This is a genomic window from Sulfitobacter sp. S190 (genome assembly GCF_025141935.1).
Lineage (GTDB): Bacteria > Pseudomonadota > Alphaproteobacteria > Rhodobacterales > Rhodobacteraceae > Sulfitobacter.
On the sequence record NZ_CP081120.1, the window covers coordinates 2,178,873 to 2,205,720 of the forward strand.

The 26,848-nt window shown below is 55.2% G+C and carries 22 protein-coding genes; 9 read left to right on the plus strand and 13 right to left on the minus strand.

What is annotated here, in order from left to right; all coding sequences use genetic code 11:
- Positions 1–146: 146 nt before the first annotated feature.
- Both K3756_RS10970 and K3756_RS10975 read right to left on the minus strand, forming a co-directional pair.
- Positions 147–503, minus strand: a complete 357-nt coding sequence (locus tag K3756_RS10970) for a response regulator (RefSeq protein ID WP_259987321.1) — start codon at positions 501–503, stop codon at positions 147–149.
- A 4-nt stretch (positions 504–507) separates the two neighbouring features.
- Complete coding sequence (locus K3756_RS10975) at positions 508–1,836, minus strand: CHASE3 domain-containing protein (RefSeq protein ID WP_259987322.1); 1,329 nt, start codon at positions 1,834–1,836, stop codon at positions 508–510.
- Positions 1,837–1,942: 106 nt separating this feature from the next.
- Between K3756_RS10975 and K3756_RS10980 the strand changes: the two genes are divergently transcribed.
- From K3756_RS10980 to K3756_RS10995, 4 genes are all read left to right on the plus strand, one after another.
- A complete protein-coding gene (locus K3756_RS10980) occupies positions 1,943–2,281 on the plus strand; it encodes a response regulator (protein ID WP_259987323.1) in 339 nt (112 codons plus the stop codon).
- Positions 2,282–2,479: 198 nt separating this feature from the next.
- Positions 2,480–6,568, plus strand: a complete 4,089-nt coding sequence (locus tag K3756_RS10985; protein ID WP_259987325.1) for a DUF4214 domain-containing protein — start codon at positions 2,480–2,482, stop codon at positions 6,566–6,568.
- A gap of 321 nt (positions 6,569–6,889) precedes the next feature.
- Positions 6,890–7,891: a sensor histidine kinase gene (locus K3756_RS10990; RefSeq protein ID WP_259987328.1), complete on the plus strand. Its 1,002-nt coding sequence runs from the start codon at positions 6,890–6,892 to the stop codon at positions 7,889–7,891.
- 15 nt (positions 7,892–7,906) lie between these two features.
- The gene (locus tag K3756_RS10995; protein ID WP_259987330.1) at positions 7,907–8,350 is read left to right on the plus strand and encodes a hypothetical protein; all 444 of its coding nucleotides are present in this window, start codon (positions 7,907–7,909) and stop codon (positions 8,348–8,350) included.
- 65 nt (positions 8,351–8,415) lie between these two features.
- On the opposite strand, the gene K3756_RS11000 is transcribed toward K3756_RS10995, so the two are convergent.
- Entirely contained in the window at positions 8,416–9,219 is an 804-nt protein-coding gene (locus K3756_RS11000) for a LuxR C-terminal-related transcriptional regulator (protein ID WP_259987332.1), read from the minus strand.
- 183 nt (positions 9,220–9,402) lie between these two features.
- Between K3756_RS11000 and K3756_RS11005 the strand changes: the two genes are divergently transcribed.
- Both K3756_RS11005 and K3756_RS11010 read left to right on the plus strand, forming a co-directional pair.
- Positions 9,403–9,816 (plus strand): ester cyclase, encoded by a 414-nt coding sequence (locus K3756_RS11005; RefSeq protein WP_259987334.1) that lies wholly within the window; start codon positions 9,403–9,405, stop codon positions 9,814–9,816.
- The gene (locus K3756_RS11010; protein ID WP_259987336.1) at positions 9,816–10,994 is read left to right on the plus strand and encodes a CynX/NimT family MFS transporter; all 1,179 of its coding nucleotides are present in this window, start codon (positions 9,816–9,818) and stop codon (positions 10,992–10,994) included. The genes K3756_RS11005 and K3756_RS11010 overlap by 1 nt, the downstream gene beginning before the upstream one ends.
- A 150-nt stretch (positions 10,995–11,144) precedes the next feature.
- Here K3756_RS11010 and K3756_RS11015 read toward each other — a convergent pair whose 3' ends face one another.
- Complete coding sequence (locus tag K3756_RS11015; protein WP_259987339.1) at positions 11,145–11,480, minus strand: hypothetical protein; 336 nt, start codon at positions 11,478–11,480, stop codon at positions 11,145–11,147.
- Positions 11,481–12,332: 852 nt separating this feature from the next.
- On the opposite strand from K3756_RS11015, the gene K3756_RS11020 reads away from it, so the two are divergent.
- Positions 12,333–13,394 (plus strand): PRC-barrel domain-containing protein, encoded by a 1,062-nt coding sequence (locus K3756_RS11020; RefSeq protein WP_259987341.1) that lies wholly within the window; start codon positions 12,333–12,335, stop codon positions 13,392–13,394.
- A gap of 597 nt (positions 13,395–13,991) precedes the next feature.
- On the opposite strand, the gene K3756_RS11025 is transcribed toward K3756_RS11020, so the two are convergent.
- From K3756_RS11025 to K3756_RS11065, 9 genes are all read right to left on the minus strand, one after another.
- Positions 13,992–14,771, minus strand: coding sequence for a Crp/Fnr family transcriptional regulator (locus K3756_RS11025; RefSeq protein ID WP_259987343.1), 780 nt, complete (start codon positions 14,769–14,771; stop codon positions 13,992–13,994).
- Between the two features lie 84 nt (positions 14,772–14,855).
- Positions 14,856–16,085 carry a C45 family autoproteolytic acyltransferase/hydolase gene (locus tag K3756_RS11030; RefSeq protein ID WP_259987345.1) on the minus strand — a complete coding sequence of 410 codons (1,230 nt, stop codon included), beginning with the start codon at positions 16,083–16,085 and terminating at the stop codon, positions 14,856–14,858.
- A complete protein-coding gene (locus tag K3756_RS11035) occupies positions 16,018–17,076 on the minus strand; it encodes a PHB depolymerase family esterase (RefSeq protein ID WP_259987346.1) in 1,059 nt (352 codons plus the stop codon). Before K3756_RS11035 ends, K3756_RS11030 begins: the two co-directional genes overlap by 68 nt.
- A 27-nt stretch (positions 17,077–17,103) precedes the next feature.
- Positions 17,104–17,520, minus strand: coding sequence for a CopG family transcriptional regulator (locus tag K3756_RS11040; protein WP_259987348.1), 417 nt, complete (start codon positions 17,518–17,520; stop codon positions 17,104–17,106).
- A gap of 554 nt (positions 17,521–18,074) precedes the next feature.
- A complete protein-coding gene (locus tag K3756_RS11045; RefSeq protein WP_259987350.1) occupies positions 18,075–18,494 on the minus strand; it encodes a PRC-barrel domain-containing protein in 420 nt (139 codons plus the stop codon).
- 362 nt (positions 18,495–18,856) lie between these two features.
- Positions 18,857–19,258 (minus strand): STAS/SEC14 domain-containing protein, encoded by a 402-nt coding sequence (locus K3756_RS11050; RefSeq protein ID WP_259987352.1) that lies wholly within the window; start codon positions 19,256–19,258, stop codon positions 18,857–18,859.
- Between the two features lie 955 nt (positions 19,259–20,213).
- Entirely contained in the window at positions 20,214–20,909 is a 696-nt protein-coding gene (locus K3756_RS11055) for a DUF4336 domain-containing protein (RefSeq protein WP_259987354.1), read from the minus strand.
- A gap of 423 nt (positions 20,910–21,332) precedes the next feature.
- The gene (locus K3756_RS11060; RefSeq protein WP_259987356.1) at positions 21,333–22,244 is read right to left on the minus strand and encodes an AraC family transcriptional regulator; all 912 of its coding nucleotides are present in this window, start codon (positions 22,242–22,244) and stop codon (positions 21,333–21,335) included.
- A gap of 76 nt (positions 22,245–22,320) precedes the next feature.
- Positions 22,321–23,202: an NAD-dependent epimerase/dehydratase family protein gene (locus tag K3756_RS11065; protein WP_259987357.1), complete on the minus strand. Its 882-nt coding sequence runs from the start codon at positions 23,200–23,202 to the stop codon at positions 22,321–22,323.
- A gap of 1,085 nt (positions 23,203–24,287) precedes the next feature.
- Between K3756_RS11065 and K3756_RS11070 the strand changes: the two genes are divergently transcribed.
- Together K3756_RS11070 and K3756_RS11075 are read left to right on the plus strand one after the other, a co-directional pair.
- Positions 24,288–25,148: a Crp/Fnr family transcriptional regulator gene (locus tag K3756_RS11070; protein WP_259987359.1), complete on the plus strand. Its 861-nt coding sequence runs from the start codon at positions 24,288–24,290 to the stop codon at positions 25,146–25,148.
- 464 nt (positions 25,149–25,612) lie between these two features.
- Positions 25,613–26,674, plus strand: a complete 1,062-nt coding sequence (locus K3756_RS11075; protein ID WP_259987341.1) for a PRC-barrel domain-containing protein — start codon at positions 25,613–25,615, stop codon at positions 26,672–26,674.
- The last annotated feature ends 174 nt before the right edge of the window (positions 26,675–26,848 follow it).

Here is a 26,848-nt window from a genome sequence, read left to right on the forward strand (position 1 = left end):
ATAGGCACGCAAAAGAGGCGGGCCAGACGAAACTGCCAATTTATTTTGCAATCGATGAGTCCGACAGCCTGTGCCGCCAAACAGGCCCAGCGCCAAGGAACAGCTGCCGCATCATCCCGACAGGGGCGACCGGATAAGTGGATTTGTCAGGGCGCGACCTTGGGCAGGTCCAGATTGCGCAGCAATTCAATGACTTCCGCCGGCTTCGTACAAATCGGCGCGTCGGGAAACAGCTCGACGATCTTGTCCTTCTTTCCCCGACCTGTGTGAAACACAAAGTCGGTGCCGCGTTTCTGGAGTTCGGCCGCGACCGGGAAAACATCATAGCCCGCCAGATCAACGTCCAGCACGGCGGCATTGATCTGCTGGTCCCCCACCGCGTCAAAACAGGCCTGCAACGTCATGCATGGCCCCACCACCCGGTAACCCGCGTCCTCAAGATCCATCTCGATCTGCATCGCGATCATGGCTTCGTCTTCGGCAACAAGAATGGAAATCGTCACTTTGCTATCTTTCTGCGTTGATCGGAACGGGGTTGAGCCTGAAGCGCAGGAGAGCCGTCAGCCCATCGCGCCATTCCCTCTTTAACGTCCCGCCAAGTTGTTGGGCACTCATCATCATCATTTTGGTGCCGAAACCGGAAGAATTCTCCTTGAGCGGGTCGATGATGTTGTTGGCCCCCTCGGTTCCGTTTTGCGTCTCTTTCCATGTCAAATTGACGAACGGATTTCTTTGATCTGTGTCAACACCGTCAACAGACCAATGGATTTCGACGCTCCCCGCTTCATTGCCGCGCCACGCGCCGTATTTGACGGCATTCGTGACCAGCTCATGCAGGATCAACCCGAGCGGCGTCAGATGGGTATCGGGTATCGTCACCGGTTCACCGGTCAGAGAATAGACGCGCCCGTCATCGGCATAGGGCTCGAGCACAGTCTCGATCAGGCTGGACAATTGAATACTGGCAGTGCCCGCCTCGGTGGTCGTAAGAGCATGTGCCCGGGACAATGATTTTATGCGCTCGCTGATCTTGTTGACCAGCGTGGGTGCATCCGTTTCCCCACGGCCGGTCAAGCGCACGATGGAAGTGATGATCCCGAACAGGTTCTTGACACGGTGACTTAGCTCCTGCGCCAGCAAGGCGTTTCTGTCGCGGTGCTCTGCCACCTCCTGCAAAAGCTCTTGCGTACGGTCCAGCTTGACAGCGCGCGAGAACAGGTACCAGACAAAGCCAAGCAGGATGGCGATAAAGAGAACCGAGGCGAGCAACACGACGGCGGTTCTGTCATGCGCCACACGCGCACCATTGAGCGCATCCTGCAGGATGATCTGTTCTTCGGACCCGAGTTCGGCGATGCGCGCGCGGATGCCCTGCATCAACTGCTTGCCGACATCGCTGTTGATCAGGGCCAGCGCCTCGGGCCGCCGGCCGGCATCCGTCAATCGGATTGTTTCGGCAAGCTCCTCGAATTTCAGCTCGGCCAGCGCCTCCAGATCCTCAAGCGCGTCTTGCTGCGTGTCCGTCAAGATGCCTGACAGCAGATCGGCAAGCTCTTCCATACTCTCCCGGTACTGCTCTGGCCCGGTCTCATAGGGCTCGAGGTAGACAGGATTGCCGGTGAGGATGTATCCACGCTGACCTGTCTCTGCATCCAGAACGCCGGCCTCGATCTGGCGAAGACGCGTCAGTATGCTTGTCGATAACGTCGTCTGGGCGCGCAGTCTGTCTTCGGTCTGGTAGGATTGATAGGTGAATACACCCGATATCAGCAACGCAACCATCACGGCGAGCAGCGGCAAGAGTAGGCGGCGGTTCTGGAGGCGGTGGAATGGCATGGGATTCTTGGACTTATTCTGAGCTTCGGGGAAGGTAGATTAATTTGTTGAAATGCCAAGCGCGTTCACTAGATATCACCCTGACGACCCTCAAGAGACCCAGATTTTGCGCATACTACTAGCCGAAGACGAGGCGCTCGTCGCAATGGACTTCGAGGCAGAGGTCGAAGACCGGGGCCTTGGCGAGGTTGTCATCGTACACACGCTGGCCGATGCGAAAGAAAAGATCGCCACAGATCACTTCGACTGGGCTGTTCTCGATCTCAATCTGCCAGACGGTCAGACTTTCGAGCTGGCCGATCAACTGGTCTCAAAGGGCGTAAAGATCTGCTTTACGACCGGGGCGGATATCCAGCCCGCCACGCTTGCCCTCTATGATGCCAGAGCCTTTGCAAAGCCTGTGTCCATGCCCGACATCTGCAACCATTTTTCTGGCAATCCATAAGATCGCGGTCGGTTGCGCAATGCGCACTGCTCTACCGCTTTGCCCCCTGCCCTTTATTTGCGCACACGACAGCGATTGAACCATTGACGCATCGTGTCCGGGCCTGTTGATTAGTTCCCATTTAAGACTGCGAGTTACACCAAACAGCATGCCCCGGGCCAGAATGACGGCTGGGGCATATCTCAAAAAGGTATTTTCATGCCAACAGCGGTATTTTCGAACGGTTCACCAATTACATTTGGCACTGGCTATCGCTGGTGGACATTCGATCCAAGAGGCGAAGAAAACGGCGCCATTGCCACCAATGTCCGCTTCGCCATGAATGTCCGCGCGGCGGACGGCGGACAGGTCGATCTGGGCAAGGTCGAGCTCTACATCGGCTCGCCCTCCTACGTGGCCCCCGGCGGCAATCCCGGTGTCCGTGACGTGATCTTCGATGCACCGGACCTTCCGGATCTATTCGGTGTTCAGGCGGACACGGCCTTTGATCAGGACAACGAAAACGATCACGACATCTTTTTCAACGCAAGCGGTTTCGCGTCTCAAAGCCTGTTTGCGTTTGACGGCGAAGCGGTCAACGGAAGATGGCGCTTTTATGTGGACAACCGCACCGGTGAAGACCTCGTCGTGGAAAACCTGCAGGTTTTCGTGGAAAACCGCGTCCCCACCATCCCCGATCTCGTGGTCAAGGACATCACGATCGAAGGCCCGCTGACGCCGAACAGCGAAGCGGAATTCATCGTGGATATCACAAATATCGGCGACCGGAATTATAACATCGGCCAGCCCACGCAAATCCAGTATTTCGTGGACGGCCGCAGGCTGGACGAGACGGACAGCCTTTTATTGGGCCTCGGTGCCGGGCAGACAGATGCGGAATCCGTGACGTTTCGCATTGGCGACACCGTACCGGAGCGGTTCGAGGCACGCATCGTGAATACAAACGGTGGCGAGCTCACCGGCAACAACAGACGGGTCGAAATCATCGACGCAGATCGGCACAGTGTGGGTCCGGTCAAGACGCTCGCCAATTCGGGCGAAGAGGTCAAAACCGCAATCCTGTTTGCCCACTCCGTTTACGGCGACGGGAAACTCGCGAACGTGGCCTTGCGTAACAATGGTGCCGACAACGGGCGGGACGACGACTACAGGGCATTTTTCGACAGCCTTGGCTGGCAGGTTCTGACGGACCAGCAGCTTGGCGATCACTACGTGCCCACGGGCGGCACGCGCGTGCAGTCCGACAACCGCTACGCCGCCCAAGCCGTTTTTCAGGCGGGCGGGCTCTATGAAGGATCGGTCGATCTGCTGGTGGTCGACGACAAATACGAAGCGCAGGCGCTTCTGGCGCAGCGGACCCTGGCGGACGGCAGCAAGGAGCTTGTCCTTACGTTCCGCGGCACCGATGGCGAAGATACCGTCCGCGCGGCCACGGGTCAGGCATGGTCGGAGCTGGGTCAGGAAAAGCACTATGAATCCCTGCGCCCCATCATCGAGGCCGCGATTTCCTATGCCAATGACAACGGAAACGATGTCTCGAAATTCATTGTCGCAGGGCACAGTCTGGGCGCCGCCATGGTAGATATCTTCACGGCAGTCCACGGCCAGCAGGTCAAATCCTCCATCGACCTGACGGCGGTTGCCGTCGCCTCACCCGGTATGGCCCCCCAACTTCTGACAGGTCTGAACACGGTCGGCACCAATTGGTTCGCGGGGCAGGTTGATACCGATGTCCTGAATGATCTTGTGGGGCGTCCGGGCGTCGACGGCCCTCGGGCACCGGATTATTACATCGGGCTTGGCCATTCCCAGGACCCGGTGCCCTACCCCTTTTCCGGAAATGTGACATTGGTCACGGTTCCGCTCTTGGACAACCAGAACTATCAGCGTTTTCTGCCAATCGACCTTGCCACCGTAGATGGGCAGGCCACGCAAACCGGATTTGGCCCTGAACACGCTTCGGGCCGCTACCAAACGGTGATCAACAGCATCGTTGAGGATCCTCTTTACCGTTTTTATTCAAACCAATCGCTTATTGTTGGAAACTACGGCTCGGGCACAAGCGGGGACGACCGTTATTTCCCCGCAACTGACGAGTCTCCGGAAATCCGCAATACGCTGTTTGGCACGGCGCAAAGGGATTTCGTTCTCGGCATCGACGGAAATGATGCGATTTCAGGTCTGGATGGCGATGACCTGCTCTCGGGCGGTAGCGGGCAGGATACGATCCGGGGCGACAGAGGCGACGACAGAATTTCGGGCGGACCCGAGAACGACGATTTGTCCGGCGGTGGGGGCAATGACCGGCTTTGGGGCGACGATGGAAAAGATCGGCTGCGGGGTGACATCGGCAATGATGTCCTGCACAGCGGGAGGGGCGCCGATGCGCTCGACGGCGGCTCCGGAAACGACCTTCTGACCGGTGGTGACTTTGAGCGCGATCTCAATCTGGTCGGTTACGAAGTCTCCCTCGCGCTTCTCAATCAGGGCGACGCAGGCAGGCAGTATCTGGTGATCGAAAACTACGATGCGATGCCGACCACGACCGCGACGTTCGAATTCATCCTGCGTGGTGACGAGGCGACGCAGTCAGGATCGGTAAGCTACTGGATGTCCTACGCAGTGCCCGGCACCGACAATGAAATCCTTGTGCAGGGCGACGAGGGCAGCATCATTGCCATCTTGGTCAACGGCACCCGGATCGAGACAGATATCCTGACCCGTGATGTCCTTGATGGAAACGCCGCACGGCTGACGCTCACGCTCGACGGGACGGACGGCGTAAACCGCCTGCAGGTCTACGTGAACGGAGACCTCGCGTTCGAGACGCGCGAACCCGCCGCCGTGACCCCTCTGCAGGCCGGCGGCACGCTGGTCTTCGGTGCGGATCAGGACGATGTCGGTGGCGGCTTTGTCGACGACCAGATTTTCCGCGGTGCAATCGGTGACATCCGCGTGTGGAATGTCGTGCGCTCTGCCGAGGAAATCGCCGCATTCGCATTTGATGCCATACCGGACGCAGCGGCTGATCCCAGCCTCGTTTCCAACTGGCAAGGCGGGGCAGCCAATGAATCGACCCCCTTCACCGATACGCAAGGCAACGGCGCCCTGAACCTGACGGCGTGGGAAAACGGTTCTGCGCCTGTCTTCGGCGCCTTCGGCGGTGCGATCGGGGCGGATACGCTGATCGGCGGCGTGGGCCGCGATACGCTGCAGGGCGGGGTCGGTGAGGATCTGCTCGTCGGTGATCGGATCGTCGAGGCATCCGACGGCTTCGAGGCGCAGTTGTTCCGCATCTATCAGGCGACGCTCAACCGGCTGCCCGACACCGGCGGCTTCGATGTCTGGACCGACCTGCTGGAAACCGGCGCGCGCGATGCGCTGCAGGTGATTTCCGGGTTCACCGGTTCGCCGGAATTTCTACAGACCTACGGCAACCTCGAAGACCGCGCCTTTGTCGAACTTCTCTACCAGAACGTGCTCGGGCGCGATGCGGACGCGACAGGGCTGGAAGGCTGGTTGGACATGCTTGCGGATGGCGCCGCGCGGTCCGCCGTGGTGCGGGGCTTTTCCGAAAGTCCGGAATTCAGGGAGCAGACCCGCGAGTTGGCAAACCTCTATGCCGAAGCCCGCGATCAAGGCAGTTTTGTCGACGATGTCTACCGCCTTTATCAAGCGACGCTCGACCGCAATCCTGACGACGCCGGCCTTGATGACTGGACCCGCCAGCTTGCCAACAACGCGGCCATCGAGGATATCGCCAGCGGTTTCGTGCAATCCACTGAGTTCCAAAACAACTACGGCGCATTGAACAACGAAGCCTTCGTAGAGCTGCTCTACCGCAACGTGCTCGACCGGGAACCGGATGACACGGGCTTCAACGCGTGGCTGGACCTGTTGGAAGCGGGCAATTCACGCGAAAGCGTCGTGCTGGGGTTCTCCCAAAGTCCGGAGTTCACGCGCACCACCACGCCCTCGCTGCGCGAGTTCATGCAGCAAAGTCCCGGCGACACCTTCGAGGGGGGCGCGAACGACGATATTCTGGCGGGCAGCTACCGTGCGGATACCTTCGTCTTTGACGCAGACCACAAGGGCCGCGACATCGTTCTGCAATTCGACATGTGGGACACGGCCGAGTTTCGCGATTTCGGCTACGACAGCGGATCGGACGTGCTGGCGCAGATGCGGTTGAGCGGCGAGGATGTTGTATTCTCCGATCAGGGTGTGACGGTCGTTTTCTCTGGCTGGAACCTGTCGGCCATGTCCGAAATCGACTTTCTCGTATAACACAGCGTGGCTCCCCCTGCTGTCTCGCAGCGCGGCGCCGGACCGGACCTGTCTGTATGGTCCGGCCCCCGTTCGGGCGTCTCGTCCGTTCCTGTTCTTCAGGTCGTTATGGCTCCGGCGTCGTGGCAATAGACAAGCTTTCACCCATGCATGAAAAATCGAGTGGATATTGGCCGCGACCAAGTTAGTTCAGTGGCCCGAGAAGAGTAAATCGCGACAAGACATACCGGCCAGAGCATGCCCCTTGAAGGGCCCCCGTCCAACCGTTAGTCCGTCGTTCGCGTGCGCGTTGCTTGGTGCGCAATCTGGGAGACGAAAGTGGTGAAAAGTTCGGACACGCTTGCCGAAGATTTGCGCAAGAGCGAAGCGCGTTTCAAGCGTGCGAATGAAATCGCGCAGCTGGGCATCGCCGAGGTCGATCTTGCAACCCAGAGAATGACGCTAAACCCGACATTTCAAGAAATGTGTGGCGCACCGGCCGAAATATCGGTCGAGACGTATGCGCATGCCGTGCACACCGAAGATCGCGACCGCGTGATGAAGGCATTCGAAGAGGCCATTGCGGATGGGGCTGCATGGGGTGATTGCTACCGGTTTCGCAGGCTGTCTGACGGTGTGATGCGCTGGTTCCATTCTTCCTCCGAGATTGAGGTCAAGAACGGCGAAGCTGTCAGCGCTTTCGGGATCGTAAGAGACATTACCGCGGAAACAGTTGCGTCGGCCCAGCTGGAGCTGGTGAATGCGGAGTTGCACCACCGCGTGAAGAACCTCTTTGGCATGATGCAATCCATGATCCGCATCACATCGCGTGAAATGCCCGGATCGGAGCCCTTCGTCGATGCGCTGGCGGGACGGTTGCAGTCGCTCACGGCCGCGCATGAGGTGAGTATGGGCACAGACCGGTCCACCCCGGTTGTCCTGCGACAGATACTGGAGGCGATCCTCTCCCCCTACGATACCGCCCAAAATCGGGTCCGGATCTCGGGCGCGTCTGCCGCAATCCCCCAGATATACGTCACTCCTGTCGGGCTGCTCTTGCACGAACTGGCAACGAACGCGGTCAAATACGGTGCGCTCAGGCCGGGAAAAGGCAGTCTGGCGATCGACGTCAGCACCACCGAGCAGAGCGACCTGCCCCCCACCGTGACCGTGCAGTGGGATGAAACTTCATCGGATTGCGCGGGTATTGGAACAAAAGACAGAGATCCAAGTTTTGGTACACAACTGATCGATCGGCTCACCCAGCAAATGGGGGCGACGATCGCTAGGGAATGGACGGACAGCGGTCTCAGGCTCAGGCTCACCGTTGCAGGCGTGAAGTAAAAGAGTTCGGTGCTCATGACGACGACGAAGCAAGACGATACAGGCTTGGCGGGCAAGTCTTCCACCCCGCTCAGGGATGACGCAGCACCAAAACCGCTTGCCGGACGTCGCATTCTATTTGCCGAGGACGAGGTGCTTATCGCTCTCGACGTGTCATGGGAACTCGAGGAAGCGGGTGCAAGCCTCGTCGGGCCGTTGTCGACCTTCGACGAGACAATGGCAGCCGTCGAAACCGAAACGTTCGAGGCCGCAATTCTGGACATCGACTTGCGAGGTGACCTCAGTTTTCCGATCGCGGAACGGCTCAGGCAATTGAACGTCCCCTTCGTGTTCGCCACCGGAAACGGCCTCCAGTACGATCTTGAAACCCGATTTCCCGCCATTCCAGTCGTTCACAAGCCCTATTCGGCAGCATATCTCCTGAAGGAAGTTGCCAAACTGCTTCAAACGACCGCATAGCCAGCCATCTGCGATACCTCAAAGCGTCAGATACCGACTGCGGGACTGCGCTGCCGTTCCAGCGATTATTGCGGATGTCCGCTGTCGCTCATGAGACGCGCGTTTTCCAAGGCGATGACGCTTTGTGCCGCAAAAATCTCTGCCAGCCTGAGTGAATCTTCCGAAAACGGGCGCACGGATTGGCGATAGACAGTAAAAGCCCCGACAAGCTGATCTGCAGCCAGCATAGGAATTGCAACAAAGGATCGCGCACCACCCAGATCTGCTGTGGCAAACCGCAAGGGATCGTCTGTCCGGTATATCGCCTCTGATTTCACATCCATGATATTGACCGTGGTCCTACTGGCGACCATCCTGCCCAGCCCGGTTTGATCGCTTGCGCTGAATATGCCGCTTTCATCGAGCCACCGCTGAAAGGCCGCTGGTATCCCCAGAGTAAAGCTGGCCTGAAACTGCTTCTTGCCCCGGTATTCGAACAAGATACCGAACTCTGCGTCGCATAGGTCCAACGCATGGCGCAGAATGGCGGGCATGACCAGGCCGAGATCTCCGCGAGACGCACCAATGATACGAAGCACTTCGCTCAGCGCTTTCTCGCGGCTCAGCGCCTCCTCAAGGCTCAGAGCCAGTTCCGAGATGATCGCCGCGTGATCCACCTGGTCCTGTGGGACAGGGCCTTGCCCATTGAGCCGATTTGCCAAGTCTACTTTGGAGGACACCTCCAGCTTCCGGTAGATCGTCGCAAGATGTGTCCGCACAGTGGAGGGCGCGATGTGCAAATTCGCGGCGATTTCCTGATAGTTGCATCCAGCGGCATAGCTTTTGGCGATCTGCTGCTCCCTGGGGCTGAGGCGGCTGTCATCGAGCATCTAATCCGATCCATCTGGCGTCGATGGTCAAAGATACCAAAAGCCGACGTCGGAACAATCCTGCAAATGCATGAGGCGCATACAGCAGCTCAAACCCTGAAAATTACTGCATCTGCACGATATGCGACGCTGTGCGGGATGCTGTAGCCTCAATTTGCAACCAATTTCATAGAGGATTTTGCAATGACACAATTTGAAATCGCCCAAGCGTTCTTTGATGCCTGCGAAACAGGTAAAGGATGGGAGACATGCCAAACCTGGTGCACTGAAGGTGCTACCTTTGCTTGTCAGGCGGATGCGCTCGCCGAGACCAAGACCCTCGCAGAGTATTGCGAGTGGATGAAAGGTTTGCTGACCCCGGTGCCGGATGGGCGCTACGTGCTTACATCCTTTGCAATGGATGAAGCCCGAAATTCGGCTGTCGCGACGGCCGAATTCCACGGCACACAAACCGGCCAAGGCGGCCCCGTCGCGCCAACGGGCAACGCTGTTGTTTCGGATTACGCCTATGTGATGCAGTTCGAGGGCGACAAGATCAGTCATATGACCAAAATCTGGAACGACGTGCACGCGCTGCGCCAGCTTGGCTGGGCGTGATGCGCTGGCGCATTCTGGCGCTCCTGTTTTTCGCGCGCGTCGGAATTGGGCTTCAATTTCAAACGGTGGCGTCCGTGGGCGACGATTTGATCGCCGTCTTCGGGTTCACCTACGCTGATCTCGGCTTTCTGATCGGGTTGTTCATGGCCCCGGGTCTGTTCTTGGCCATACCGGCCGGATATTGGGGACGATACGTTTCAGATCGGACGATGGTGGTGTTCGGACTTTGCGCACTGGCCCTTGGCAGTGCTGCGTCGTCCGTTGCGGTGGAGAGCTGGACCCTTGGCATTGGCCGGGTCCTTTCCGGATCCGGTTTTCTTTTCACGACGCTCTATTTCACCAAAATGGTCGCGGATTGGTTTGAAGGCCGCGAGATCGCGACGGCCATGAGCATTCTTGTGATGAGTTGGCCGTTCGGGATCGCCATGGGCCAAATCGGTCACACCTGGCTCGCCCAAACCTATGGCTGGCAGGTCCCGTTTCAGGCGGCTTCGGTATACTGCCTTGTCGCGGCAGCCGGGGTGTTTTTGCTTTACCGGCCACCGCATGATTTGCCTGCGGCGCCGGGCGGCGCGCGGATTTCGATGACCGGGCAGGAATGGCGTTTGATCGTGTTTGCGGGGATGGCATGGGGGGTATTTAACGCAGCCTATGTCATCTATCTTGCCTTCGCGCCAAAGGTTCTCGAGGGCCACGGTCAAACCGCCCTCGCTGCCGCCGGTATCATCAGCATCGGCAGTTGGATCATGATCCTCTCCGGTGCGGCCTGCGGGCAATTCGTGGATCGTTTCGGCGGACAGAACACTGTCTTGGCGCTCTGTATGGGCGGCGCCATCGCAGCGCTCCTGCTGCTTGGTCTGCCCGGCGCTGGTGTTGGCGTTGGCGCAAGTATTCTATTCGGACTGATCGGAATGGCACCTGCCGGGGTCATCATGGCCATGGCAGGACAAGCGATGCGGCCTCAGGTCAGAGCCTTTGGCATGGGGATATTCTTTACGGTTTACTATGCGATCATGTGGATCACACCGCCGGTCGCAGGTGCGATTCTTGATGCGACAGGAAATCCGCAAGGTCCAATGTGGCTTGCAATGACCCTCTTCGCAGCGGTGGTGCCGCTTGGCATAGCATTTCAGTTCTTCAAAGGTGCAACGGTAATAGGCCGAGAGAGGAACGTATAACGATACCTATACGGAGAACGGTGTTTAGGAAGGGCGCTGAGCATGCGGCTAAACACTGCATCGCAGCATCCCTCGAGACGGACTTTGACGGAAAGCTCAAGACGCCCCGTTTAAACCGAAACAAAGTGCCAAAAATCCCAAACTTTACGATCAGTCGGAATTTTCGCTTTCGTCCGCTCCGCTAACATCAGTTTCGTCTGGTGTAACGATCGTTGCATTTTCCGGAAGGTTCGCGAGGATTTTTTGTAAGTCCTCTTGCTTCACAGTCAGCTCGACCACCCCATTTTCGATTATCAACTGAAGGTTGTCGAATTGGATTTTGAAGGTCGCTGGCGGAATGGCTTCGCCCATATCCTGGGCAGCAACTGGACCGGCGAAAAGTAGGAAAAATATGCAATGTTTCATACCGATGAACGCCGAGCGATCACAATCGTTCCCTTTGCTGAAATTTTCTATAAATCGCATACGCCAACGCAATCGCAGCAATACTCAAATCCTGATGTAGCAGGACGAAGACGATCTGGTGCGACACTGGGATGAGCTAGGATGCCACCCCTTCAGGCTCGCGTGGCTGGTCGGGAATTTCTTGGCGTTCTTGCCCACGTCTTGAACGCACCGAACCGGGAGGGTGCAAGCGGACAAGTCCCGTTAAGCGGTGCTTGCCCTTTGGTACAAACGTGCTCCGATGCTACGTAAAAGCTCTTCAAATCTAGTCCGAACCACCGAATTTACTCGGCGTCGCCGCAAAAAATTTTCTGGCACCGACGGATTGACCGGCGCGTTTCGAATTATTCTCATGAAAAGAAAATTATTCAGGACCACCCCAAATCACGGCCTAGACATCATTGATCCAAGTAGTTCTTGAGTAAATACTCGATCATTTGGGTCAATAGCTTGAACTCATATTTTTCAGATCTCGAGCATTCAAACCGTCAATGCGTGACGGTTCTTCGAGCATCCGAGCAGCGACAGTGATATTTCAAGGGTGGGTCAAGTGGGGCCTTACAGGCTTTGCTTGCTGCCCATAAGCATGCTGAGATGAAACGTCCTCCAGCCGTTTCCAGAATTCAATTATCAGACATTATTTAACAAGAAAGTGCCAAAAACCTGTTCCAGTTTAGTGCGCTCAGGAACGACTTCGGACGCCACCCACCTAGTTTGTAAATAGCTTGAAAGATTGACGAAATCGTCACTCTGGGCCGCCGTGGGGAAACTGCACGAACTTCGGTTTTGCGGAACTCTCACTGGTAATTCAAAAGACCGGAATCAAACTTGCGGAGCACTATTCGACGCCTTTGAGCTTCTGGCCGTCTTGGGAAAAATACTATGAATACTACTATGAAAACACTTCTGAGCACCGTCGCTATTGGCGCATTTACCGCCGGTGGCGTGTTCGCTCAATCTGCCACCGGGACTGATGAAACAACTGTCCCCGTTCAAGGTGGCCAAGTCGTTGTTGAACAAGAAGATGCAACGGTCAATGTCACTGTTCCGGATCCAAACGTCGAAGTTACACAAGGTCAGCCCGTCGTGACCGTCGAGCAGCCACAACCTGAAATCACAGTCGTCGTTCCTGAACCAACAGTACGCGTACGACAACAAGCCCCCATTATTACAGTTGAGCAGGCACAGCCGCAAATTACTGTTGTCATCCCTGAACCTGTGGTCACCGTGATGGTGCCAAAACCCCAGGTAGATGTGGATACGGGAGAGCCAATCATCGATCTCGATCAGCCGGAACCTGTGGTACGGTTTGTCCGCCCGGAGCCAAAGATCACAATTCAGGAAGCACAGCCGCGTATTGAATTCCAACAGGGTGAAGCGTCGGTAAACGTGACAGCTTCAGAAGCAGCCGAAGTAAACGTCACGCAAGAAGACGCTCAAGTGAACGTTGAGCAAGGCGACGACGCCAATGTTTCGGTGACAAGCGAAGAGGCTGAAGTAAACGTCGTAGACGGCGGCGAAGCTGACGTTCAGGTTGAACAGATGCAGGCGCGCGTCGTGCTCGAAGACTTCAATGCCGACGCCGAGGGCAACATGAGCGAAGAAGACCGCTCTCGCTATCAGGAATCTGTTAAGGTCCTTCCGATTTTTGATCGCACCGCGGAAGACCTGATTGGTCGCAGTGTTGCAACCGAAACCGGCGAAGATGTCGGCGAAGTAGATTTTATCGGTGTGCGCGGTCAGACGCTTGTTGCAATCGTGGGCGTCGGTGGCTTTCTCGGTATGGGCGAAAACGAAATCGCCGTGCCGGTTGAGAAGCTCATCCTTCGTCGTGACGAACTGATCTTGCCGGAGCATACGCAGTCACAACTTGAAAATATGCCGGAATACAATGAGGCCGAAGTAAAGGTTCTCGAACCCGGCATCCGGCTGGCAGAACAACTCGGTCTCGACTAAGCGAACGCTAGGCTGGTCGGCTTGCTGGATAAGCCTAACAAAGCGATGCTCAGAGTTTTTATAGAACATGCGTAGAGCCTCGTTTTATTGACCGATAGTAGGTGCCCTACAATCATGGACCGCCCTCTGGGCGGTCCTTTTTTTGTGTATAACTCTGGAACCGTATGAACCCTTGCGGCAAGTCATTGCATTGCAAGAGAAGAAGGACATCAGGATCTTCCCTTTCCAAAAGCATCCAAAGATTATCATGACGTGTGTTTTCTGTGAGCGCGTGACCGACAACAGCGAAACCTCATAGGTGACACTAGATTTTTGCGGCACACCATCGATGTGCCGCCGCGTCCGGATCAACGCCGGAATGTACCAAAGTCGGTTCTGACCGTTTGGCAGGAAAGGCCCGTCGCAGTTGTCGGGCGATAACAAATTTGGATCAAGGGGCCGGCCGTAGTGCGCCATTCACCTTGAATTCTTGCTGCGCTCTGATCTTTACGTTTGCAGGAGCTTAAATCTCACTGCGCCGCTTGGAACTTGCGCATGGGATTGCGACTTGATCAAATCCCATGGAACCACGGCAGAAATACACCGCGCCAGCACGAATTATTTCGATAAATCTGCGGCCCCGATCTTCCCCTCACCAACGGTGTCGGGAAACCATGAGGTATCCATATCTCGGAAGGCGTTCACAAACTCGCAGTCGTGCTCCCACACTTCCCTTTTCAACAGTCGGAAGTAGGGCCGTTCAATCTCCAGATCCCCCTCGTCGACGAACTTTCTGAGCAGCTTGTTCACGTAGATCGACGTCATACCCACCGCTTGTCCGATTTCGACTTGGCTAAAGGGTACGCGAAAGCGATTGCCCAAACCCACATTCGCGACTTCCAGACGGGATCGAAGCTGTAGGAGCCAATACTTCAACTTGTTTGCAGCATCCATCGAGGCAAGGCTGTTTGCATGATGGCGCAGAGCGATCTGGTCAAGGCTACTGAGCGACATGAGCAGCGCCGCCAGTCTCGGATAGTCGTTGAACAAAGGTGCCAAGCCTTTACGGGGAAAGGGACAAACCGTCCCGTCTGTCAACATAACGATCTGGTGGTTCGCATGAGACGATCCAAGCTCGGCTATACCCATCACTTCACCCGGCAGATAGATCCGCAGGATCTGACTAGGTCCTTTCGCACTGCCAGATTTCACCACGGCCCAACCGGACTTCAGGACGGTAACTCCTTCGGAGACATCACCGATGTTTACGACCGGATGCCCTTTCCGACAGGCACGCTCGTCTTTTTCCATGCTTGCGACAAACGCACATTCCGCTTCCGTAAGCGCGACGAAGCGCGATAGGCGGCTGATAAGACAGCTTTCGTAATCAATCGACATGACTATGGTTACCACGCTTCGGCATTATTGAAACGGCCCGTTACTCTAGTGGCCGCAGAAAACGCGTACACCAGATATTGCTACCTACTCAACCATCTCCATCGTCTTCTTACCAGGTTGTTGCGCGGTCCTGTCGCTGGAAGGCAGATACTGCCAAATCTCCTTCCCGCAACCACTAGCGTAATCTGTAGCGACTTCGGACCAGTCGATGAGCCCCGCCATCGACCATTTCGGACGCTGCCCGTCGGGCTGATCCGCGGTTACTGCGCGTTCTGCTGCGTACCTGATGGTTTCCTGACCTTCGCGAAAATCACCCAATTTTTGCGTCCAGTGCACGCCGGCCATGGTCAGAGCCAGAGAACGCCTCTTGGGATCGTATTCTGCTGTGAATAGTGTACCAAACCCCTCGCTGTACCTGTGCTGCAACAACGGCGCATCCAGAAATTGAGCGCATAACTCTTCTGGCGGCACGTCAAGCTGATCCAGATGTGAGAGCCTCTCGAAACTTCGTGTAAATTCGGGACGCTCCGCCATTTTCGGACCGCTTTGATGATTGGTCGCAATGGCCTTCCGCATCCGCTTACACCCGCCTCCGGGCGTCAGCTCTACACTTGCGGTATGTCCCTCGGCGTCCGCCAAAACAACGTTATACGCCATATGTGATGGTACGCGACCTAGCACCGATAGCGCCTGCGAAACCGTATCACAGGTTTCCAGAACATATCTCAATATCGTCGTGATGCCAAAGCCCGTTGCGGTTTCGGAACGCCCACCATAGGCGAGCGCAACACTCAATCCAGCTTCGTTTATTCCGTCAGAGACACCCCATAAAAACTCGATCATCCCCATGACGGGTCGCCCGTTCCATTCGGACCTCAAAAGCAGCCCCTCATTCAGCTCTGGCGACAAGTCGTAATTTCTTACAAGACGAACCTCGGATTTTGTAGCTGACGCAGCAATCGAGCAACCACCAAGATAGCAAGGAGGACACCACGTTGTCAGGAAGCGGGCAGCCCGATCCGTTCCACCAGCCAGCCTGAGAAGTTTGACATAGATCGGATAGAGTTCTGGCATGTGCCGTTTAAGCGCGGCTTCAGACTCGCTCCGTGAAGGACCCATGTCGCCGCCACGGGCCGTGAACCAAGCCTCGTATGCCGGCCATGAACGGTTCCAGCGCGCCAACCATTTCTGACCAGGAAGACATTCATCAACTGCGTCGAACGTAAGTGTCGATAATGACATATTTCTATACACCTTCCACACAATTGAAGAAAAAGCGCACCATCTCTCGGCTTGCATCAGGACCTTGATCATCAGTGTAAGAGCCGGACTTATCTCCTCCTGACCACGCGTGCCCCTGCCCCTCCACACGCCATAACTCCGCCGTGGGAACACCGTCGTCTCCCCAAACGATGCATCTCTCGTAAGAGCGACCATTCTGCGTACCAAGTTCCGTCGTAGCGTTGCCGGATGAACCACGGATATTGGTGGCACGGCGAAAAATACGCTCGCTGTTTTCGGGGTGAACTGTGCTGTCACGCGTGCCGTGAAACGCTATTGTACGAACCGTTGACCCACTCTTTGACGGTAGTGCCGCGTCGAGAATCTTACCGGACATCGCACCAAATGCCGATGGGACGTCGCGTGCCGCCCCTTTGGGCAAACCCGAGTGAGCGCCAACTGCGGCGAATACGTCGGGATAGGTTTCGCCCAAAATTGCTGCCATGGCAGCCCCGGCAGATAGTCCGGCAACAAAGGTATTTGCGCGGTCGACCTTGTGATCTGCTGCCACTTCAGCAGCCAATCCCGCAAGGATTGCGGGTTCTCCGGCCCCTCGGCGCTGATCAGCCACAGAGAACCAATTCCAACAGGATTGGGCGTTGTTTCCCCGCGCCTGCACTGGATAGACGACTACGAAACCATGCAAATCGGCGAGCGCGTTCATGCCGGTGCCTGCCGCAAAGTCCTCTGGCGATTGCGTGCAGCCGTGAAGCATCATCACCACGCCACTGGCCTGCTCCGATGCGACCTCCGGAACGTAAATGAGATACTCGCGGCTACCTGCGCGACAGGTATAGGTTTTACGATGTTGCGACCTGTTATTCCGTGGCGCTTTCAGCTTCGAACCAAACTGCGCCATCGGGTCCATAGGTGCCTGATCGCCCAGCGGTTTTGACCTTTGCAACCCATCATCTGCGGGCCACAGACCATGTTGCGACAGGGTGCGCTCAACAAGAGAGTTCGCATTTGATAGCCGCGCGGCATCAAACGCCGGGCCCATTGCGCCCACGTTGAAAAATTTCATATTCTGTCCTCAATAAAATTGCAGGTGCTAGCTAATGCGATCAGCAAGCGCCTCTTTTAGGTCTTTGCTGGCCTGTAGGGCGCCGAGCACATTGATGGAAGCGATCGTCTGCAACGCGAGCTCCGCGCTGATATCCGCGTCGAACCGCGCAAGTCCCACCACCTTGATATGCAGTTTCTCACCTGCATCGCGCACCTTCTCCAGATCTTGTCGGGAAAAGTCTCGCAGCCCCAACTCCATCGTATGCCGCTCGAGTGTTTGGCTGACGACGCCGGAGTGCGTATCAAGCTGGTTCCGAATTGCCGTGCGTATGAGGTCACTGCGATTTGAGTAGAAACCTTCCTGAACGAGCAGATCTATCCGGCCCAGGTCTACAAAGCCCAGGTTGATGGTAATCTTCTCGTTCTCTGGAAGCCGGTCTCGCAGCTGTTTCACGTTACTCATCTGATTCTCCATCCATATGGATGGTATACAGATGCCTTATGGAGCCCTGCAAGTTGATACATATCAACTGCGGCGGCGTTACTTTTTGGACAAAACGCGCCGCTGTTCTTGATCTGGGGCGACCAAAGTTGTCTGGCAGTAGAGTAGATGAACCAAGAAAAAAGCCGAAATCCCGAGCGGGAGTTCCGCTTTACGGCAATGGATTTACGGCTCTATCTGTGCGCAAGAGTGGCGAAAACTGCCCCCAACCGCCCTACCCTGCAGGACGTCGGTGAGCTTACTGGCGGAGACGCAAGGCGGGGTTCCGACACCTTCCGTGGCGACAAGAACGTTAGTGTTGAGCGTATCCAATCACTCAAGCTGCTATTCTAAACCAGCCGAGCAATATCATGAGCATCGGCGCGTCTTCGACTTTTGGCGCAGCGGTTTCGGTTTTCGCAGTGGGTGCTAGCTCGGAGTGGCACTTTTCGAGCGCCGCAGCGCTCGGGATCGGGGTCGTGGAGACGGGGAGCAATTGGATGCCCCCCGAAACGAGTTCATTTCAGGGTAAAACCTCAATTCCACCAACCTTCATCGACCGCGTCCATTTCCTCGAGTTGTTCCTCGGTTTTGCGCGTGACGATGACGAAGGTTTTATCGTCAACAGGCGTCAGCCGAATATCCTCTATGGGGAGAAGCACATGCTTGTCACCAATATCGAGGAAACCGCCGATCTCTGCCACGATACCGATCATCTGCCCCTCACGGTCGAGAATGATATCCTCGATCTCGCCGATATCGTTCCAGTCTGGTCCAACGCCGTCGGCCTCCCAGTTGCCCCAGGTGTCTTCGTCCATGGGACCGTTCAGCGTGTAGATATCACCACCGGTGATGTCGCGGGACCGGATCAGATTTTCGGTATCCAAGTGGCTTTCCGCCAGCGCAGGACCAGCAGCCATTCCGGCTGCAAGCAGTAGAGATGCAAAGCGTTTCATCGATATTCCTCATTATGTAGTAAGAGCGCCCCACCGTGGGGCGTTGTGACGACAAAACGATAAAGATCGCCTACGGTTCCCTCTCGCCTCTCCGGTCAGGCAAAGAACATCCAATTCATTAAACCAGAACAAGTTTTCGATCTGATATCGCATCCGGGAAGCAGCCGTTATGATGCTTCCAACCCGCAAATTCGGCAGAAATCGGGCCGGGTCGCCCTGAGCGGATCTGATTGTCGGAGTCTGCAAAGACCATGAAGTGAGATGCAGACAATTACTGGTCTGCCAATACTTGGCAGACCGGCAAATGCTCCGCGGTGCCAAAACCGGTAGGAACCGAGAAGCCTCGCCCTATCGCATCGATCTCAGACCGTTTGCGGGTTGGCTCCTACGAACTCCCAAGCGGAAGAAGTCTCGGCGCTATCAAATGCACGTGCTTCTACCGGAATGACCTTATCGGCCCATTTGATCATTGTTGCTGCACTTTCGGGCGCACCGATAACCGCATATCGCGCAACCTTGGACCAGGACCGAACCTGTGCTTTCAGAACATCGTCGTCAAACATGATATCAAGATCGCGACCCGTCATGCTGCTCAGGTCGAGCAGCATGCTGACTTTGCCCGGGGCCTGATCGAAAACATCATTCATGTATTTCGACATCGCTTCCATATCATCATCATCAACATGGCCTTCGATTTTGAAGGCGTGAACGTCTGCTGTGGTTGTCGGGATCGAGTGGATTGAGCCGTGTTGGAACGCAGTCATGATCATCTCCTGAAATATCGACTTTGAGTTTCAGGTTTAACGCGTACATTTGCCGGTAGTTCCTGCCTCGTGGTTAAACGCGGTCGCAAGCAGTGCTGTCTGAAATAGGCTCGGTTCGGTTTTCATGATCTGGCCCTTTCGATGATAGACCAAACTTGTCTTAAATCGACATGGCGATCTTCTACATAATCGCCAACGTCGCGCCCTGAGCTGGCATTCTGCGGTCGCAGCCCGCATTCCGGTCATTCGCTGCGCGAGCGAGCTCCAGAACTGAGTGATCTCACACATCGCGGGACAAAGCGCCAATTCGTCGCATCCGCACCTACGTCCGCTTTTGACGGTGATGCTAGACGTATACTCATCGAGTATCTAGTACTAGGGTTTCTAGATGGAACTCTGGCAGCCACTCTCAATCGCGTTCTTTTACCTTGCGGCAGGCAATACGGGATCGCACGCGTTGCTGGCACCTGTACGCAAGGTGACGCCGATAGACTGTACGGCGTAGTTCTTTCACTTGCGCTCTATTGCGTGGCGTTACTCGGTTTGTGGTTGTCGTCGAGAGCCCGTTCTATCATTTTGTTTTGCCTTCCGGTCTTTCCAATCATCTTATGGCAAGTTTGGTTTTCGTTTCGCTTGAGTTTTGAAATTCTCTTACTGGGTCAATCTGCATGTACCGTTCCAGAGGGGCCCTCACCTGTATATCCCAACAGTGGTTCTGAACTCTTCTTTGCACTGTCGTGGCCACTTGTTTCATTCAGTGTCTTACTGGGAATACTGGCGGTATTGCGCGGCAAATACACTAGGACTCAGAGCCACTGACCTTTCGGGAAAGCAGCCATTCATGCGGTTTGCAGCATCGGTCAACATGGGCTCTTTGCAAGAGTCAGATCGGCCGCAGCGCAGCATCCTAAGAACGCGCAGCCCGGCTTTCGTCAGTTTGAGGTTAGACCGCCGCCTACCTCAACAACCACTGGAATGCGTTCCGCAGAGTTTGCAGCCCGTCGGTGGCTCGGGGCGCACCATGTGCGAAGACGAGACGCTCCGGTTCCCACTCAAGGATGTACTGCACGGCCTTTCTCGCGGCGGTTTTGTCAGTTGTTGCGAGGCGAAATTTGCGTGGGACGGACGGGCTTGCGGCGGTCATGAGGTCAAGCCGCGCGACAAGCGCACGCCAACCGCGAAACCAACCCGAAGGGATTTGCTGAACCCAATCTGTAACGATCACGGTGGACGAGTCCCTGTGAAAAAAGACGATCTCGGTTGTGATACGATTTCCCGGCACAAGCACTTGGTCCAAAGCGTCTGACCATTCCGGATCGGGTACATTGCCCAGCCGATGGTGAATTGAAGTCCCCGCAACAGTCTCTGACAGGCCAGGCGCAGCATGAACGCGCGCCAGCGGATAGGCCGCCGCCCATTCAGCCAGGAACGTATAGTGCAGGTTATTGGGTGCTATGAGATGCCGAACGGGTCCAAGAGCGTCTATTTCTGCCCTCAATTCCTGAGAAACTGCGACCGGGGACCAAACCCATAGTCCGCCGTCATCCGGAAGCCTGATTACGACCATGCGTGTGGGAAACCTGAATCCCGCGGCCCCGGTTACAGTCGGACCATCGCAAAGCCAGAGGTCGGAGCCAAACGGTTGAAGCATAGCGATTTCTCTCGGATCAGAATATCGGTGTGAGTTTTCATACCAATTTTACCCACGTGTCGAAATACCACTGAGCGTTGTCTTACAACTGCAGACGTCTGGGTCAGCATTTCAGTATGTCTAGCACACCAGTTCCAAGCTCCCGTCAGGCTCGGTCGAGGGCTTGCATCTTAGCCGCAATTGAAACTGTGCTTTGGGAAGTGGGGTGTCCGCCATACGCTGCACCCGCAAAGCCATAAAGGCCGGATTTACACATCGCGTCCTAAGCCGACATTGCGTCCCTTTAACACTGTCCACAGCCGCCGCTCGCCACCGATAATGATCCATGTTGTGCTGCTCGTCGCATCGCATTTTCGCTGCGCGCGCAAATTCAATAATCCGTGAATATCCACATCGCGGGGCAATGCTTCCCTCCCTTCCCGCTTAATTCCGCCTCTCCATCCTGTAGATGCGGGGGGTTGTTCCTACCTTTTTCTTGAACACGTCATTGAGGTGACTTTGAGAAGCAAATCCGCAGGCGTAGGCGATCTGGGCGATCGACATTTTAGAACTCCCAAGCATCTCCTTGGCGCGTGCGATACGACGACGCATGACGTACTGATGCGGACTAAGGCCCGTCGAATTCTTGAAGGCGCGGCCAAAATGCCAATCCGATAGTGATGTGAGCCGTGCAAGATCTGCAACGCTGAAACTTTCATCCAGTTGCTCTTCGATCATCTCGGAAACTTTTGCCAGATCGTCGTCCGACAGCACGATTGGCGCTTCTTCGATTACCGGTATGATCTCGCTTCGACATAGAAGAGTTGTCAGGATCGTATTTGTCGCCTGATCCAGAAACAGGTCACTAGTCGGATGCTCAAGCAAAGCTTGGTCAAGCATCCGCAGCATAAGCGCCTCCACGATGGGGTCGTGGAACTTCTGTGCATGCAGCTGGCCAAAATCCTTGGGAAGGTCGATGTCGGCTTGATCTCTAAATCGATCGGCAAGTGCCTTATTGATCGCCAGCGAAACAAATTTTTGCGGGCCATCGACTTCGTAGTCGACCTTTGTGTTCGCCGGCGCCATGAACAACGCGCCCGCATTCAATTGCGTGCGCACTTCAGCACCTTCAAATGACATCCGGAGGTTCGCGTTGCCACGCTGTACCAATTGAATGTGAAACTCAGGCATCGCAGGGTCGGGGAACGCGCCCGCTGGCTGTTCCAGCAATGCAAGCGCGTGCGTATTGCGCTTGCCGGTATGCAGCATTTTCACATGCGGGGCCCAGTCCCCGTCGGCCCAATATTCAGCGAAGGAGCCGAAGCTACCATTCTCGTTCTTGCTTTGAATACTCATTTTGAAACTCCTTGCCTCAGCAATCGTTCAGTCATGACATAAGTACGCCAGCCGCATGGTCCCGGTTGCCCCGTGATCATAAGCTAGCTCTGGAAGCCTGCTGTACAAGCGAGCGGAAAATGGAGGTTGCGTTGTCGGAAATTTCGGGATTCCAGCGGAATTTTCGCCGTGCAACAAGCGATGAGAAGTGTTGGTGGACCGTCAGCACCGCAGCAAAAGGACCGAACTGTGCCGCTTCTTCATCAGTGTTCAACGAGCGGGCCGAACACCCCAGAACCTCGCCGATTGTTTCAGCGACCGCTTTGATCTCGATTGGCTGGGCGGCCGCGAATAGCTCGGTATTCGGGACCGTCCTGTTTTCTACTGCATCAACGAGAAGTTTGCCCAGATCATCTACGTGTACAGTCGACCAGATCTGCTGACCCTTACCAAAGTATAATGCGGACCCTGTCTCTATGGCCGCCGCAATGAGCGTCGAAGGGATTGCGGCACCGCGCCCCCCAAAAACGAAAGAGCCATAGACGATCCTTGTATAGATATCTGACCGCCCGAATTGGAGAACACCGCGTTCGAACGAGGCCCGCGGCTCAAGCGGTGCCGGAGGGTTAAAAACAGGGGACCGCATTGCGTCCGGCCCGGTATCTCCGAACACGGCACTGCCCCCCTGCATGGCAAATCTTCCCCCCGGCGGCAGTCCTTTCAGAAACGCATCCGTTGAACGTCTCAACAGAGGCAGGAACGCAGGATCATCGCTTGCAGCGCAGTGTATGACGGCATCAACCGCAGCCGCGATTTCAGTCAGCCCATCCGCATCGTCCAGATCAATCACGGCATCACTCGACCTGCCAGCAGGCGTCCCGGGCCTCACTATTCGCGTTACACGGTGACCTCGATCTATTGCACAGCGTGTCACTGAACTTCCGATAAAACCAGTTGAGCCGGTGATGGCGATCTTCATACTCGAACCTTCTTCAAGAGCCTTAAGAGATGCGGAACCAAGTACCGCTTCGTAGAACCTTAGATGCTTGAGGTATCGCGTCTTCTTGAATTGCTGGCCTTTCCATATTTCGTGAGGCGTTCTGGATTCTCTGCCCTCTTAGCGTCGCGCTCCATCTGCAAGTGCCGGTCGGTCTGGCCCCGAGGTCTGGTTTCGCTTGAGTTGCGAAAGCCGCGAGTACTTTCGCAGGTCGCGGCCAAGCGATCATTACGACGATCATACGCGAGCGCCTTCTCCCTTGCCTCGTTGATTGTAAAAGATTGGCACCCCCCAAACCAAAGTCTGTCCGCAACGGTGCCCCCCCACCTGTCTCGCCGGCCTCTTGCGGGTTTGTCAAATATACAATCGCCTAAGAAATCGACATCCGGGTTTAAGAGCTGACCCAAACGCGAATTACCGGACCCAAAAACCGCGCCAACGGCATCGAAAGAAATCTGGAAAAATGTGGAGTTGGCGGAGGCTCAGTCCCCAAGCAATACCTCATAACTCTTTGTACAAACGAAACTATCTTATAGACAGGTATCATTGATACCACTGATCATACCACATAAGCGCTGCACCTATTTATCGACCCATAGTACTGTGTCTGGCTGTAGCTGCGAAGTGCTTCGCCTGGTTTAATTTTGCGTGCTAAACCCGATAGTTGCGCCCTAGCTCCTTCGAACCGGTCTAAACCTAGGCGTAGGTGACTGCCAAACCGCGAACTGCCAGTCTCGGCGTAAAGCTTTCGGGCAGGCCGATAGGAGCGAAGCCGTAGACCGATCCTAGAATTCAATATCGAAATACGGAACTATCTATCTTTTCAGAACGCTACAGTCAGTTTCGGACCGACGCCTGCGCTTTTTTGAAACCAACCCCGATGCCACGTAAAAGCTCTTCAAACCAAGCCCGAGCCACCGAATGTACTCAGCGTCACCGCAAGTGGAGGGAACAAAGTTGACGAATGAACGTTCCTTAACCGTGTAACGCGGGATCACGCGCACAACAAGATCGCGCAGATGCACAGTAATTTATTAATCTGTCTCGCAAGTTGTGGAGAATTTTCGTTGGACGTCAAAAAACATTCGCTTCCGCGTATCAGCCAAAGCGCCCTATCGGTTCGTCTGTCCAACTTCGCAACCTTGGGACAGCAAGAAGAGACCTTTCTGCAGAAAGCGCAAACGACTTCAAAACGGTACAAGAAAGGTGAGTGTCTCGTAAGGAGAGGCGATCGGCAAAATAACCTTTTTATGCTTCAATCCGGATTCGCTGTTATGAAGTCGTACAGCAGAGGAAACGGAGAACGGATCCTTCAGACTTACTTTCCCGGCGATATTATCGGGCTCGCTGAAATGGGCTCTCAACAAGCCACTCACCATGTATCCATGCAGAAGGACGGCATGCTCAGTACTATGTCAAAAACGTCATTTTGGCAGAAGTTGGAGGAGCTTCCGAGATTGGCCGCCCTGCTGAGAGCAATTAGTTGCTTGGATCTCTTAGCGCTCAGATATCACTTTTCTTGCTTGAGTTCGATGGACGCCAGCTCAAATTTGAAGCATTTCCTGCTTCAACTGCGAGCACGACAGAATGTACACAAGCTGGGGCTCGGAGACAAATTTGAAGTCCCGTTCAGTCAGGTTGAAATAGGACAGGCAATTGGTTTGACTCCGATCTATGTAAATAAGCTTTTGCGTTTGTTTAGAGACGAAGGCAGTCTTGAAATAGAGCGCCCCTACTACACACTCATGAAACGCCAAGCTTGGGAGCGGGAAACTGAGTTTCGCGATGCATACACCAACGTCGATCTCTCATGGTTCAATGAACGCAACAGCAAAGAATGTGCTTATAGTGACGAAATTATCGATCGTGTCCCGATTTATTCTCACCAAAAGAAATTCATTCAGGACCGCCCCCAATCCATCCTCTAGGCCCACTAATGCAAGTTTGACCTGAGTAAGTACGCGGTCATTCGGGTCAATATCTTGAACTCATATTTTTCAGAACTCGAGCATCCAAGCAGCGACAGTGAGATTTCAAGGGGCGGTCAAGTGGGGTCTTACAGGCTTTTCTTGCTGCCCATAAGCATGCAGAGATGAAACGTCCTCCACCCGTTTCCAGAATTCAATTATCAGACATTGTTTAACAAGAAAGTGCCAAAAAGCTGTTCCAGTTTAGTGCGGTCAGGAACGACTTCGGACGCCACCCACCTAGTTTGTAAATAGCTTGAAAGATTGACGAAATCGTCACTCTGGGCCGCCGTGGGGAAACTGCAAGAACTTCGGTTTTGCGGAACTCTCACCGGTAATTCAAAAGACCGGAATCAAACTTGCGGAGCACTATTCGACGCCTTCGAGCTTCTGGCCGTCTTGGGAAAAATACTATGAATACTACTATGAAAACACTTCTGAGCACCGTCGCTATTGGCGCGTTTACCGCCGGTGGCGTGTTCGCTCAATCTGCCACCGGGACTGATGAAACAACTGTCCCCGTTCAAGGTGGCCAAGTCGTTGTTGAACAGGAAGATGCAACGGTCAATGTCACCGTTCCGGATCCAAACGTCGAAGTTACACAAGGTCAGCCCGTCGTAACCGTGGAGCAGCCACAACCTGAAATCACAGTCGTCGTTCCTGAGCCAACAGTACGCGTCAGGCAACAGGCTCCCATTATTACAGTCGAGCAGGCACAGCCGCAAATTACGGTTGTCATCCCTGAACCTGTGGTCACCGTGATGGTGCCAAAACCCCAGGTAGATGTGGATACGGGAGAGCCAATAATCGATCTCGACCAGCCGGAACCCGTGGTGCGGTTTGTCCGCCCGGAGCCAAAGATCACAATTCAGGAAGCACAGCCGCGTATTGAATTCCAACAGGGTGAAGCGTCGGTAAACGTGACAGCTTCAGAAGCAGCCGAAGTAAACGTCACGCAAGAAGACGCTCAAGTGAACGTTGAGCAAGGCGACGACGCCAATGTTTCGGTGACAAGCGAAGAGGCTGAAGTAAACGTCGTAGACGGCGGCGAAGCTGACGTTCAGGTTGAACAGATGCAGGCGCGCGTCGTGCTCGAAGACTTCAATGCCGACGCCGAGGGCAACATGAGCGAAGAAGACCGCTCTCGCTATCAGGAATCTGTTAAGGTCCTTCCGATTTTTGATCGCACCGCGGAAGACCTGATTGGTCGCAGTGTTGCAACCGAAACCGGCGAAGATGTCGGCGAAGTAGATTTTATCGGTGTGCGCGGTCAGACGCTTGTTGCAATCGTGGGCGTCGGTGGCTTTCTCGGTATGGGCGAAAACGAAATCGCCGTGCCGGTTGAGAAGCTCATCCTTCGTCGTGACGAACTGATCTTGCCGGAGCATACGCAGTCACAACTTGAAAATATGCCGGAATACAATGAGGCCGAAGTAAAGGTTCTCGAACCCGGCATCCGGCTGGCAGAACAACTCGGTCTCGACTAAGCGAACGCTAGGCTGGCCGGCTTGCCAGATTAACCTAACAAAGCGATGCTCTGAGTTCTTATGGAACATGCGTAGAGCTTTGTTTTATTAGCGATAGTAGGTGCCTACAATCAAGGACCGCCCTCTGGGCGGTCCATTTTCTGTGTATAACTATGGAAACGCATGGAACCTTGC

Bases quoted from the DNA above. Each gene is read 5' to 3' on its own strand.
- K3756_RS10975 (WP_259987322.1), bottom strand. From the start codon at position 1,836: ATGCCATTCCACCGCCTCCAGAACCGCCGCCTACTCTTGCCGCTGCTC.
- K3756_RS10985 (WP_259987325.1), top strand. From the start codon at position 2,480: ATGCCAACAGCGGTATTTTCGAACGGTTCACCAATTACATTTGGCACT.
- K3756_RS10995 (WP_259987330.1), top strand. From the start codon at position 7,907: ATGACGACGACGAAGCAAGACGATACAGGCTTGGCGGGCAAGTCTTCC.
- K3756_RS11000 (WP_259987332.1), bottom strand. From the start codon at position 9,219: ATGCTCGATGACAGCCGCCTCAGCCCCAGGGAGCAGCAGATCGCCAAA.
- K3756_RS11005 (WP_259987334.1), top strand. From the start codon at position 9,403: ATGACACAATTTGAAATCGCCCAAGCGTTCTTTGATGCCTGCGAAACA.
- K3756_RS11010 (WP_259987336.1), top strand. From the start codon at position 9,816: ATGCGCTGGCGCATTCTGGCGCTCCTGTTTTTCGCGCGCGTCGGAATT.
- K3756_RS11020 (WP_259987341.1), top strand. From the start codon at position 12,333: ATGAAAACACTTCTGAGCACCGTCGCTATTGGCGCATTTACCGCCGGT.
- K3756_RS11025 (WP_259987343.1), bottom strand. From the start codon at position 14,771: ATGTCGATTGATTACGAAAGCTGTCTTATCAGCCGCCTATCGCGCTTC.
- K3756_RS11030 (WP_259987345.1), bottom strand. From the start codon at position 16,085: ATGATCAAGGTCCTGATGCAAGCCGAGAGATGGTGCGCTTTTTCTTCA.
- K3756_RS11035 (WP_259987346.1), bottom strand. From the start codon at position 17,076: ATGAAATTTTTCAACGTGGGCGCAATGGGCCCGGCGTTTGATGCCGCG.
- K3756_RS11040 (WP_259987348.1), bottom strand. From the start codon at position 17,520: ATGAGTAACGTGAAACAGCTGCGAGACCGGCTTCCAGAGAACGAGAAG.
- K3756_RS11045 (WP_259987350.1), bottom strand. From the start codon at position 18,494: ATGAAACGCTTTGCATCTCTACTGCTTGCAGCCGGAATGGCTGCTGGT.
- K3756_RS11050 (WP_259987352.1), bottom strand. From the start codon at position 19,258: ATGACTGCGTTCCAACACGGCTCAATCCACTCGATCCCGACAACCACA.
- K3756_RS11055 (WP_259987354.1), bottom strand. From the start codon at position 20,909: ATGCTTCAACCGTTTGGCTCCGACCTCTGGCTTTGCGATGGTCCGACT.
- K3756_RS11060 (WP_259987356.1), bottom strand. From the start codon at position 22,244: ATGAGTATTCAAAGCAAGAACGAGAATGGTAGCTTCGGCTCCTTCGCT.
- K3756_RS11065 (WP_259987357.1), bottom strand. From the start codon at position 23,202: ATGAAGATCGCCATCACCGGCTCAACTGGTTTTATCGGAAGTTCAGTG.
- K3756_RS11075 (WP_259987341.1), top strand. From the start codon at position 25,613: ATGAAAACACTTCTGAGCACCGTCGCTATTGGCGCGTTTACCGCCGGT.